This window comes from Actinomadura sp. 1N219 (assembly GCF_044326405.1).
Lineage (GTDB): Bacteria > Actinomycetota > Actinomycetes > Streptosporangiales > Streptosporangiaceae > Spirillospora.
In genome coordinates, this window is record NZ_JBIRAY010000010.1 from 39992 (window position 1) to 51961 (window position 11970).

Sequence of the window (11970 nt, forward strand, 5' to 3'; positions counted from 1 at the left end):
CCGTCCGATGGGGCACGCTGGAACGGTCGTCCCGGATGGGCCGGGTCGGCGCGCACCGGCCGATGGGACGCCGGGTGGTCTGGAGATGGGACGTCAGGTGGTCTTGAACAGAGGCAGATGTCCTTCGACAACCTGGACAAACGCGTGCCCAGTGCGACACGCCGGGAGGTTAGTTGACCCTGGCGGTAAGGCCGCCCTACTGTCCGTATCAGTCCTCAGGTTGACATAAGTGTAAGCCTCAAGTTGAGGGTGAGGGTTCGGGGTGGACCGGTCGTCGCGACCGGGTTCGGCCCGGCGCCCGGCCCAGAAAAGCACACAGGTCAGGAAATACCGCGGCGGCACGGTCGGCAGACCGGTCAGGGCGGTCGGAGAGAGCGGAAAGGCCCCTCGTCGTGGCAGCACCGCAGAATTACCTCGCGGTCATCAAGGTCGTCGGCATCGGCGGCGGCGGCGTCAACGCCGTCAACCGGATGATCGAAGAGGGACTCAAGGGCGTCGAGTTCATCGCGATCAACACGGACGCCCAGGCGCTGCTGATGAGTGACGCCGACGTGAAACTCGACGTCGGGCGCGAGCTCACCCGGGGCCTCGGCGCCGGCGCCAACCCCGACGTCGGCCGAAAGGCCGCCGAAGACCACCGCGAGGAGATCGAAGAGGTCCTCAAGGGCGCCGACATGGTGTTCGTCACCGCCGGAGAGGGCGGCGGCACCGGCACCGGCGGCGCGCCCGTCGTCGCCAACATCGCGCGCTCGCTCGGCGCCCTGACGATCGGCGTGGTCACCCGTCCGTTCAGCTTCGAGGGCAAGCGCCGCGCCATGCAGGCCGAGGCCGGCATCGAGACGCTGCGCGACGAGGTCGACACCCTCATCGTCATCCCCAACGACCGGCTGCTGTCGATCTCCGACCGGCAGGTCAGCGTGCTGGACGCCTTCAAGGCCGCCGACCAGGTGCTCCTCTCCGGTGTCCAGGGCATCACCGACCTGATCACCACGCCGGGCCTGATCAACCTCGACTTCGCCGACGTCAAGTCCGTGATGTCCGGCGCCGGGTCGGCGCTGATGGGCATCGGCTCCGCGCGCGGCGACGACCGCTCGGTCGCCGCGGCCGAGATGGCGATCTCCAGCCCGCTGCTGGAGGCCAGCATCGACGGCGCGCATGGCGTGCTGCTGTCCATCTCCGGCGGCTCCGACCTCGGCCTGTTCGAGATCAACGAGGCGGCGCAGCTGGTGTCCAACGCCGCGGCGCCCGACGCCAACATCATCTTCGGCGCGGTCATCGACGACGCCCTCGGCGACGAGGTCCGCGTCACGGTGATCGCCGCCGGGTTCGACGAGGGGCGGCCCGCCAAGCCGACCCCGGAGCCGGAGGCCAAGCGGCTGCCCCCGCCGCCGCGGCCCGCGCCGACGCCCGTGTCCACCCCGGCCACGCCGACCGCGCCGCAGGCCAACCCGATCCCGAGCCGCGTCGGCCGGTCGGACGCCGCGCACCAGCCCGCGCCGCGCCCGCAGCAGTCGGTGGCGCAGGCCGCCGCGGCGCCGCAGCCGTCCGCGCAGGCGCAGCGGCCGGAGCACGACCGTGCGCAGCCGTCCGCGCAGTCGCAGCAGTCGTCGGCGCCGACCCAGCACGGCCAGGACGACCGCTCCGGCGGACGCGACGAGCCCGCGCGGCAGGAGAACACGCCGTCCACGCAGACCGGGCCGCCCGCCGACCGCGACTCCGGCGGTTCCGGCACCGACTCCGGCGGCTCGCGTCCGGCCGCGCCGCGCGCGCCGGCCGAGCAGACCCCGTCCCGCGTGCACGCGGGTGAGAACGACGGCGGTCCCGCCTCGTCCGGGCAGCGCCGCCGTCCCGTGGTGTTCGACGAGGACGACGACCTCGACGTCCCCGACTTCCTGAAGTGATCACCGCCGTCGCCCTGGGCGACGGCGTCGGCGCCGCCTTCACCGGCCGCGCCGGCGGCGTGAGCACCGCCCCCCTCGACTCCCTCAACCTGGGCGGCGCGGTCGGCGACGACCCCGCCGCCGTCCTGGAGAACCGCCGCCGCGCCGCCGCCGCGCTCGGCGCCGACCCCGCCCGAACCGTCTGGATGCGGCAGGTGCACGGCGCCGACGTCGCGTTCGTGACGTCCCCCGACCTCCCCGGCCCCGTCGACGCGATCGTCACGACCGTCCCCGGCCTCGCGCTCGGCGTCCTCGTCGCCGACTGCGCGCCCGTCCTGCTCGCCGACCCCGCCGCCGGGATCGTCGGCGCCGCCCACTCCGGCCGCCCCGGCACGGCCGCCGGGGTCGTCCCCGCCCTGCTGAAGTCGATGTGCGAGCGCGGCGCCGACCCGGCCAGGACGACCGCCGCGATCGGACCCGCCGCGTGCGGCCGCTGCTACGAGGTCCCCGCCGAGATGCGGGACGAGGTCGCCGCCGCCGTCCCCGCCGCGTACGCGACGACGTCCAAGGGAACCCCCGGCCTCGACATCCGCGCCGGGATCGCCGAGCAGCTCGCCGAGGGCGGCGTCACCGGCGTGCACGTCGACCCGCGTTGCACCATCGAGGACCCAGACCTCTTCTCCTACCGCCGCGACGGACGCACCGGCCGCTTCGCCGGCTACGTCTGGCTCAAGGAAGACGCGTGACGAACCAGGAGCCCCCGGCGGCCGAGGCCGCCGAGCGACGCCGCGCCGAGATCGCCGAGGGCATCGCCGCCGTCCGGGCCCGCATCGCCGCGGCCTGCGCCGCCGCCGGACGGGACGAGGACGAGCTGACGCTGATCGCCGTCACCAAGACGTTCCCCGCGTCCGACGTGCGGCTGCTCGCCGGGCTCGGCCTCACCGACGTCGGCGAGAACCGCGACCAGGAGGCCCGCCCGAAGGCCGCCGAATGCGCCGACCTTCCGCTGACCTGGCATTTCGTCGGGAGCCTGCAGACCAACAAGGCCCGCGCCGTCGCCGGTTACGCCGACGTCGTCCACTCGGTGGATCGATCCAGGCTGGTGTCGGCGCTGTCGGACGCCGCCGTCCGCGCGGAGCGCACCCTGCGCTGCCTCGTCCAGGTGTCTCTGGATGAGGCGGCGTCGTCCCAGGAGCGGGGACGGGGCGGCGCGTCCCCGGACGACGTTCCGCGCATCGCCGACGAGATCGCCGCGGCCGACGCCCTGGAGCTCGGCGGCGTGATGGCCGTCGCGCCGCTCGGCGCCGACCCGGCGCCCGCTTTCGCCCGCCTTGCTGGGATCGCGGCGGATTTGCGAGGGAACCATTCGGACGCCCGGATCGTCTCTGCGGGTATGAGCGGCGATCTGGAACAGGCGATCGCGTGCGGCGCGACACACCTGCGGGTCGGTACGGCGTTGCTCGGCGGCCGACGGGCAATCGTCAGGTAATGTCCCCCCAGTGGTACCTGCCGCGACGCGGGCCGCCACGGAAGATCAGTCCGACGGCGCCGGACGCGCCCGGAGCCGCTGCCACAGGACACGGAGGGGCGTATGGCCAGCGCGATGCGCAAGATGGCGGTCTACCTCGGCCTTGTGGAGGACGATCGCTACGACGACAAGTACGGCGACTACGACGAGTACGACGCCTACGACGAGGACACCGACACCGGGCAGGCCCGTCGTCGCGAGGACGAATCCGGCGGACAGCATACCCGAGCCGAGGACGCCGCGGACCGCGAACGCGACGCTCACGCCACGTCCACCATCGAGCGACGCTCCGTGGCGCTCTACGAGTCCGGTACCACCGACCTTGCGCGCATCACTACGCTGCACCCAAGGACCTACAACGAGGCGAGGACCATCGGGGAGCACTTCCGGGAGGGCACACCGGTGATCATGAATCTGACCGAGATGGTCGACAGCGACGCGAAACGTCTGGTCGACTTCGCGGCAGGTCTCGTGTTCGGCCTCCATGGGAGCATCGAGCGTGTTACGAACAAGGTGTTCCTGCTGTCGCCCGCCAACGTGGAGGTGACGGCCGAGGACAAGGCCCGGATGGCAGAACGAGGGTTCTTCAACCAGAGCTGAGAGTCACATGCGTGAGAGCCGGATGCGAGAGTACCCGTGAGCGTCGTTGGAACCGTGCTGCAGGTCGTCCTGTACTTCTTCCTCCTGTTCCTGATCGGGAGGTTGATCCTGGAGGTCCTGCAGTCGTTCGCGCGGCAGTGGAAGCCCACCGGGGTGGTTCTGGTGATCGCGGAGGCGACGTACACCGTCACTGATCCGCCACTGAAATTCCTGAGGCGCTTCATCCCGCCCATACGACTGGGTAACGTGGCGCTGGACCTCAGCTTCACCGTGCTCATCCTTGTGGTCTGGGTCTTGATCATCTTCGTGCAGAGGCTCTGATCGGATACCGTCCTTTTGGACAGACTCCAAGCGCGCCAAGGAGACGAACATGCCGCTGACACCCGCCGACGTGCGGAACAAGCAGTTCAGTACCACCAGGCTGAGGCCGGGGTACGACGAGGAGGAGGTGGACGCCTTCCTCGACGAGGTCGAGGCCGAGCTGGACCGCCTCATCCAGGAGAACGAGGAACTGCGGGCCAAGCTCGCCGAGTGCCTGCGCGGCAAGGTTCCCGCCATGGCCGCGCCGATCGTGGAGCCCAAGCCCGACGTTCAGAAGATCCCCGAGCCTCCCCGTCCCGAGCCGCAGCCGCAGCCCGAGCCGGAGCCCGCCCTCGGCGGCCTCGGCATGTCCGCCGCCCCCACGGGCGAGGACAACATGGACACCGCCGCGCGCGTGCTCGCGCTCGCGCAGCAGACCGCCGACCAGGCGATCGCCGACGCCCGCCGCGAGGCCGACGAGACGCTCGGCCGCGCCCGCCGCGAGGCCGAGGAGATCCTCGGCAAGGCCCGCCGGCAGGCCGACCAGATCGTCAGCGAGGCCCGCTCGCGCGCCGAGGCCCTCGACCGCGACGCCCAGGAGCGGCACCGCCAGGTCATGGGCTCGCTCGTGCAGCAGCGCGAGGAGCTCGAGCGCGAGGTCGACAACCTGCGCGCCTTCGAGCGCGAGTACCGCAGCCGCCTGAAGGTCTACCTGGAGGGCCAGCTGCGCGACCTCGAGGCGGGCAGCACCGAGACGGGCGCGTTCGCCGCCGTCCCGGGCGCCGCCCCCGCGCAGTCGCAGCAGAACAACCCCCAGGCCGGGCCGCAGAACGCCCTCCCGCACGGCGAGAACCGCAACGGCGCCCCCGGCGGCTCCGCCCCGGCGGGCCCGTTCCCGACGCCCGCCGAGCACGCCCAGCAGGTGCAGCACTCCGCGACCGGCGCGTTCCACTCGGGCGGCGACAACCCGCCGCACGACAGGCGCTGACGCGGGCGCCGGGCGATAGTGTCTTCCCGATCGCCGCGCCGAGGACGGCAGCGTCGCCGTCCCGGCGGCGCGGGAGTCCGGCCGGGGTTGAGGCCGGCGGGAAGACGAGCGGTCTGAACGAGTGGGAGAGACCCTGTGATCATCCTGAGTGGCGTTCTGGTGGTGGCGGCGATCGCCCTGCTGGTAGCGGGGATCGTCGCCGGCAACGGGGACAGCGCCGAGGTCTTCAACCTGGAGGCCCTGACGGTGATCTACATCTCGATCGCCGTCAGCATCGTCTCCGCGCTGTGCCTGGCCATCGGGGTTTTCCTGCGCCGTAAGGAGCTCTTCGGACCGGGAGCCGCGACGGCGCCCGCCCGCCAGAGCCGCAAGGCGAAGCAGGGCAAGCAGGACAAGCGCGCGAAGGCGGCGCCACCCACGCCGTCCGCGCCGGTTCCCGCGGCGAAGGGCCCGGCGGCGAGCCCGGCCGACGACGAGGTGGCGATTCCCGCCCCGCCGGCCGACGTCCCCGGCGACGCGCTGGTCTTCGTCGTCCGCGGACGCAAGCGCTACCACCTCGACACCTGCCGCCAGCTCGCCGGACGCGAGACGGAAGAGCTCACCTACGCCGAGGCCAAGGAGGAGGGGTTCAGCCCCTGTACCGCCTGCATGCCCGACACCGCACTGGCGGCGCGCGCCGCGGCGTCGGGACCCGCGTCTCCTGACGCGAGCAAGGCGGCAGGGGCGGCGCCCGCTCCTCCGAAGCCCGGCGCGGAGCGCTCCGACAGCGGCCTGGCCGGTCTCGCCAAGTCGTCCCCGGCCAAGCCCGCTCCCGCACCGCAGTCCGCGCCGACGTCGTTCGACACGACCGCCGAGATCCCGCGGACGGACCCGTCCGCCGCTCGCGACCCGGAGCCCCCGGCCCCCGGCCCGGCAGGCGCGACTCTCACCGACCTGCCCGTCACGGGCGCCTTCGCGTCCGAGCGCGGCGCCAGGTCCGCGGAGAAGGCCGGGCGCCGTGAGCCGCAGGCGGAGGACGCCTCCGTCGCCGGCAGGCGCGCTGAGAACGAATCCGCGCCATCGGACACCGCCGTCGCCCCCGCGCCGCTCGCGGAACCGCGCGGCGCCGACGCCGAGGACCCGCTCGCGCCCCGCGCCGAAGAACCCCGGCCCGAAGCCCGGTCCGAACCCCGGTCCGCCGAGGCGTCCGCCGCCGCGTCGGGGGACGAGTCGGCCGACGAAGGCCCGCAGGTCCGCATCCTGAGCGGCACCAAGCGCTACCACCGCATGGACTGCGCCCTCATCGAGGACATCGGCGACGAGGCCGACGACCTGGAGTCGCTGCCCCGCGCCGAGGCGAAGGCCCGGGGCTGCACGCCCTGCCTCGTCTGCCAGCCCGACCGCGAGCACGCCCGCGACTGAGAACAGGCCCGCCCGGCTCACTCGTCCTCAGCGGCCCCGCTCGCTCGCTCCTGCTCAGCGGTCGCGGCGGCGTTCGTCGCGCAGCTCGCGCAGGCGTTCCCGGCGTTCGTCCCGGTGTTCCCGCCGCTCGATCTTCTCCCGGTGACGCTCGTGGACCTCGCCGTGCCGGACGCGGTGCCCGCCCTTCTCGCCGACCGCCTTCCGCTTGACCGAGACGCCGCCGAACAGCAGCGTCCCCGTCAGGCGGATCACCGGCGCGTCCGGGTCCGTCGTGTCGTCCTCGGGCAGGTCGTTCCCGCCGAAGATGGCCGTGGTGGACCCGACGACCCGCACCCCCGGCGGCACCACGATCGTCACGCCGCCGAACACGCAGGTGACGTTGACGGTCACCTCGCCGCGGCTGAGGACCGCCTGCCGGAAGTCCAGGTCCGCGCCGCCGAACACGCACGTGATGTTCGTGGTCGGCTCGGCCAGCCAGCGGCCCTTCCGCTCCACCCCGCTGAAGATCGCCACGAGGTTGGGCGACTGCGCCGGAGGAGGCGGCAGCACCGGCTCGTCCTTGCGCAGCTCGACCCGCGGCCGCGGCGCCCGCTCCGGCGGCAGGTCGCTCAGCACGGGCTCCAACTCGGCGTACGTCTTGGCGTTGTAGACCACGTCGATGCGTTCGGCGTGCTCCTCCGGCGTGATGCGTCCCTCCGCCAGGGCCTCGCGCAGACGGTCGGCGACCTCGTCGCGGTCGGCGTCCGACGCCCGCATGCGCGCGGCCTGCGACTCCGCGGGAACTCCAGACTCGGAAGGCTGCTCGGGAAGGTTCACACCCCTATGGTGGCAGTGTCCGCCGAGGGCGGCGACCCCTGGAACCCCGTCACGAACCGTCCGAGCCCGGCCGGGCCTTGCGGAGGTAGTAGGTGAGGCCCAGGTCCTCGTCACGGGTGGCCTTGAGGTCCTGGGGGCGGCCTTCGGTGACCGTGGTGGCCAGGACCTCCGTCGCGACCTCGCCGGTGTGGGCGCGCAGGGCCTCGGCGAGGTCGGTGCCGGTGGCCTCCCACCACAGGTCGATGCGGTCGGTGACCTCGAGCCCGGCGGCCTTGCGCCCGTCCTGGACGAGGCGGACGGCCTCGCGGACCAGGCCCGCGCGGCGCAGCTCGGGCGTGACGGTGAGGTCCAGGGCGACGGTCTCCCCGGCGGCGCTCTCCACCGCCCAGCCGCTGCGCGGACGCTCGGTGACGATCACGTCGTCCGGGGAGAGGGGCACCGTGCCCAGGTCGGCCGCCTCGACCTCGGCGGCGCCGCCGCGGAGCGCGTGGACGAGGGACGCCGCGTCCGCGGACGTGACCGCCTTGGCGACCTTCGGGGTGTCCTTGGCGTAGCGCTTGCCCAGCTCGCGGAAGTTGGGCTTGACCTCGTACTCGACCAGGTCGCCGCCGATGGACGACAGCTCCTCGAACCCGAGCACGTTCAGCTCCTCGGAGATCTGCGCGCGGAGCTGCTCGGGCAGCGCCCCCCACCCGGCGGCGCCGACGAGGGCGCGGCCGAGGGGCTGGCGGGTCCGGACGCCGCTGGCGGCGCGGGCGGAGCGGCCCAGCTCGACCAGCCGCCGGACGAGGGCCATCTGCGCGGTCAGGTCGTCGTCCAGCAGATCCTCGTCGGCGGACGGCCAGTCGGCGAGGTGCACCGACTCGGGGCCGTCGGCGGGGCGGATGACGTCCCACACGTGGTCGGTGACGAACGGGACCATCGGCGCCATCAGCCGGGTGAGGGTCTCCAGGCACTCGTAGAGGGTGGCGAACGCGGACGAGCCGTCCGGGGTCTCCGGGCCCTCCCAGAAGCGGCGGCGGGACCGGCGCACGTACCAGTTGGACAGGTCGTCGACGAACTGCGCGAGAGTGCGTCCGGCGCGGGCGGTGTCGTACTCCTCCAGCGCGGCGTCGACCTCGCGGACGGTGCGGTGCAGCTCGGCGAGTGCCCAGCGGTCCAGGAGGGGACGGTCGGCAGGGGCGGGCGCCTCGGTGCGGCGGTCGGGCGTCCAGGCGCGGCCCTGCTCCTTGGCCGCGTTCGAGTACAGGACGAAGAACGACGCGGTGTGCCAGTAGGTGAGCAGCACCTTCCGGACGATCTCCTCCAGGGCCCCGTGCCCGACGCGGCGGGACGCCCAGGGCAGCCCGTTCGCGGCCATGAACCAGCGCAGCGCGTCGGCGCCGTGCTCGTCCATCAGCGGGATGGGCCGCAGGACGTTGCCGAGGTGCTTGCTCATCTTGCGGCCGTCCTCGGCGAGGATCAGCCCGAGGCACACGACGTTCTCGTAGGACGACTTGTCGAACACGAGCGTCCCGACGGCCATGAGGGAGTAGAACCAGCCGCGGGTCTGGTCCTGGGCCTCGCAGATGTACTGCGCGGGGTAGGAGTTCTCGAAGACCTCGTTGTTGCGGTGGGGGGCGCCCCACTGCGCGAAAGGCATCGAGCCGGAGTCGTACCAGGCGTCGATGACGTCGGGGACGCGGCGCGCCTCCGCCCCGCACCTGTCCGATCCCGCGTCTCCGACACGGGCAGGGCAAGGGAACGTGACGTCGTCGACGTAGGGACGGTGTGGGTCGAGCGCCGACATGTCCTTGCCGGCGAGGTCGCCCAGTTCCTTGAGGGAGCCAACGCAGGTGACGTGCTCCTCGTTCTCGTCGCAGACCCACAGGGGGAGGGGCGTGCCCCAGTAGCGGCTCCGGGACAGCGACCAGTCGACGTTGTTGCGCAGCCACTCCCCGTACCGGCCGTGCTTGACCGTCTCGGGGTACCAGTTGGTGTTCTCGTTCTCCTCCAGCAGCCGGTCTTTGATCTGCGTGGTGCGGATGTACCAGGCGGGGAGCGCGTAGTAGAGCAGCGGCGTGTGGCAGCGCCAGCAGTGCGGGTAGCTGTGGTCGAAGTGCCCGCCGCGGAACAGCAGCCCGCGCGCGCGCAGGTCGTCGGTGAGCGGCTCGTCGGCGTCCTTGAAGAACTTGTTGCCGACCAGCGGGACCTCGCGCAGGAAGCGCCCGTCCGGGCCGATGGGGTTGACGATGGGCATGCCGTAGCGCTTGCAGACGGCCATGTCGTCGCCGCCGAACGCGGGGGCCTGGTGGACGAGCCCGGTGCCGTCCTCGACGGTGACGTAGTCGCCCAGGACGACGTAGTGCGCGTCCGGGATGTCGACCAGGTCGAACGGCCGCCGGTAGGCGGTGCGTTCGAGTTCGGCGCCCTGGTATGTGGCGAGCCGTTCGGCGCCCTCTCCGAGGACCTGGTCCACGAGGGGCTCGGCCACGACGAGCACCTCGTCGGAGCCCGCGGGACGGGCCGCGACGTAGGTGACGTCGGGGTGGACGGCAACGGCGGTGTTGGACACGAGCGTCCACGGCGTCGTCGTCCAGATCAGCAGCGCCGCGCCCAGCTCGGCCAGCGGGCCGGACGTGACCGGCATCCGCACGTACACCGACGGGCTGGTGACCTCCTCGTACCCGCCGGGCTGGCCCAGCTCGTGGTCGGACAGGCCCGTCCCGCAGCGCGGGCAGTACGGCGTGATGCGGAAGTCGCGGAACAGCAGGCCCTTGTCGAACACCTGCTTCAGGGACCACCAGACCGCCTCGACGTATTCGGGGTCCATCGTCCGGTACGCCTGGTCGGTGTTGACCCAGTAGCCCATGCGCTCGGTCATTTCCTCGAACGCGTCCACATGGCGCAGGACGGATTCGCGGCAGCGGTCGTTGAACTCCGCGACGCCGTACTCCTCGATGTCCTTCTTGCCGGTGAGCCCGAGCTCCTTCTCCACGGCGACCTCGACGGGCAGCCCGTGGCAGTCCCAGCCTGCCTTGCGCGGGACGTGGTAGCCCTTCATGGTCTTGAAGCGCGGGAAGACGTCCTTGAACACGCGCGCCTCGACGTGATGGACGCCCGGCATGCCGTTCGCCGTCGGCGGGCCCTCGTAGAACACCCACCTGGGGCCGGACGCGGTGCGCTCCAGCGACCGCTCGAAAACCTTGCTCTCCTGCCAGCGGCGCAGCATGTCCCGCTCGAGGGCGGGCAGATCGACCTGCGCGGGCAGCGGACGGAAACCCGGCCGAGGAACGGGGCTCACGATGCGGACCTCCGGAACGACGTGTACGACGTTGACCGGAGGGACGAGGCGGCTGCCCCGCGGTACCACCCTCCTTGACCGCGCCCGGAGGCACGGTCCGCTTCGTTCGAGTCTCGGCCACCGGGTCTACTTGGCCCGCGGACGGACGTCCCGGACGGTTCTTCCGGCGGCTCCGGGGTGATCAGACCGCCGGGCTCGCCCCCGGGCTCGCACCGTCCCCGGGTCGCTCATGGCTGCGTGCGGCGGCAGGTGTCCCCTTCAGTGCCTGCCGATACGACTTCTCGTCCCGACTGTAACGCACGCGGGCCACGACCTCTTCCCGTTTTCGTCCCGTCCAGACCCTCCGGGGGACCGTGGCGTTCCTTTGCGATCTCCTGCGCGGGGCTGGGGTTTCCAGGCGATCGGCGACCGGGCATAAGCCGTCGGTAACGCAGCCCAGGCTGTTTGCCGCGCCCGAGAAAGGGGACTTATGCTGCCCGCACTGCCCGTCGAGGCGATCAGCGCGAGGGGGGCCGACATGGCCGGCGCGAAGAGGGGCGCACAGCCCGTCCAGGAGCCGCCCGCTGGAAAGACGACACGGGGGCCGAGGCCGTCCGCGGCCAAGAAGCCCGCCGCGAAGAGCCCGGCCGCCAAGCCCGCCAAGCCCGCGAGGCGCGGTCCCGCGAAGGCGGCCAAGGCGGGGAAGGCAGCCAAGGCGAAGCCGGCCGGGCGGAGAGCTCCGGCGACGGCGGCCGCGCTGCCGGTCCGCGAGGGGGAGCACCAGTGGACGGCCGCGGAGCTGGCCGAGGTCAGGGCCGGGCTGCAGGAGCAGATCGAGGCGCTGCGGACCGAGATCGCGGCGTCCGCGAGCCAGATCGCGGAGGGCGACTCCAGCGACGGCGCGGGTGACGACCAGGCCGACGCGGGCGCCAAGACCTACGAGCGCGAGCACGAGCTGGCGCTGTCCTACAATTCACAGGACCTGCTCGCCCAGATCGAGCGGGCCGTCCAGCGGATGGACACCGGCACGTACGGGATCTGCGAGTCGTGCACCAGGCCGATCGGCAAGGCGCGCCTCCAGGTCTTCCCGCGTGCGACCCTGTGTGTGACATGCAAACAACGCGAGGAACGTCGCTGAGCGACTCAACGAACCCAGAGGGCGGGGCCGAGGAATCCACGGGATCTCCTCGGCCGC

10 protein-coding genes are annotated in these 11970 nt (G+C 72.5%); 8 read left to right on the forward strand and 2 right to left on the reverse strand.

Annotated features, from left to right (window positions below; genetic code table 11):
* The first annotated feature begins 392 nt into the window (after positions 1 to 392).
* The 7 genes from ftsZ to ACH35V_RS27405 all read left to right on the forward strand — a co-directional run bounded on the left by ftsZ (position 393) and on the right by ACH35V_RS27405 (position 6697).
* Positions 393 to 1901 carry a cell division protein FtsZ gene (gene ftsZ / locus ACH35V_RS27375; protein ID WP_395976371.1) on the forward strand — a complete coding sequence of 503 codons (1509 nt, stop codon included), beginning with the start codon at positions 393 to 395 and terminating at the stop codon, positions 1899 to 1901.
* Complete coding sequence (pgeF, locus tag ACH35V_RS27380; RefSeq protein ID WP_395976373.1) at positions 1898 to 2626, forward strand: peptidoglycan editing factor PgeF; 729 nt, start codon at positions 1898 to 1900, stop codon at positions 2624 to 2626. Before ftsZ ends, pgeF begins: the two co-directional genes overlap by 4 nt.
* A complete protein-coding gene (locus ACH35V_RS27385; protein ID WP_395976375.1) occupies positions 2623 to 3369 on the forward strand; it encodes a YggS family pyridoxal phosphate-dependent enzyme in 747 nt (248 codons plus the stop codon). The genes pgeF and ACH35V_RS27385 overlap by 4 nt, the downstream gene beginning before the upstream one ends.
* A 102-nt stretch (positions 3370 to 3471) precedes the next feature.
* Positions 3472 to 4008: a cell division protein SepF gene (locus ACH35V_RS27390; RefSeq protein ID WP_395976377.1), complete on the forward strand. Its 537-nt coding sequence runs from the start codon at positions 3472 to 3474 to the stop codon at positions 4006 to 4008.
* A 36-nt stretch (positions 4009 to 4044) separates the two neighbouring features.
* Positions 4045 to 4329, forward strand: coding sequence for a YggT family protein (locus ACH35V_RS27395; RefSeq protein WP_131963305.1), 285 nt, complete (start codon positions 4045 to 4047; stop codon positions 4327 to 4329).
* A 49-nt stretch (positions 4330 to 4378) separates the two neighbouring features.
* Entirely contained in the window at positions 4379 to 5296 is a 918-nt protein-coding gene (locus tag ACH35V_RS27400; protein ID WP_395976379.1) for a DivIVA domain-containing protein, read from the forward strand.
* 135 nt (positions 5297 to 5431) lie between these two features.
* Positions 5432 to 6697 carry a hypothetical protein gene (locus tag ACH35V_RS27405; RefSeq protein WP_395976381.1) on the forward strand — a complete coding sequence of 422 codons (1266 nt, stop codon included), beginning with the start codon at positions 5432 to 5434 and terminating at the stop codon, positions 6695 to 6697.
* A 54-nt stretch (positions 6698 to 6751) separates the two neighbouring features.
* On the opposite strand, the gene ACH35V_RS27410 is transcribed toward ACH35V_RS27405, so the two are convergent.
* Both ACH35V_RS27410 and ileS read right to left on the reverse strand, forming a co-directional pair.
* On the reverse strand, positions 6752 to 7513 hold the full coding sequence (locus ACH35V_RS27410) for a DUF1707 domain-containing protein (protein WP_395976383.1): 762 nt from the start codon (positions 7511 to 7513) through the stop codon (positions 6752 to 6754).
* Positions 7514 to 7562: 49 nt separating this feature from the next.
* On the reverse strand, positions 7563 to 10724 hold the full coding sequence (gene ileS, locus ACH35V_RS27415) for an isoleucine--tRNA ligase (RefSeq protein WP_395977044.1): 3162 nt from the start codon (positions 10722 to 10724) through the stop codon (positions 7563 to 7565).
* Between the two features lie 808 nt (positions 10725 to 11532).
* On the opposite strand from ileS, the gene ACH35V_RS27420 reads away from it, so the two are divergent.
* The gene (locus tag ACH35V_RS27420) at positions 11533 to 11913 is read left to right on the forward strand and encodes a TraR/DksA family transcriptional regulator (RefSeq protein ID WP_230421292.1); all 381 of its coding nucleotides are present in this window, start codon (positions 11533 to 11535) and stop codon (positions 11911 to 11913) included.
* Positions 11914 to 11970: the final 57 nt, after the last annotated feature.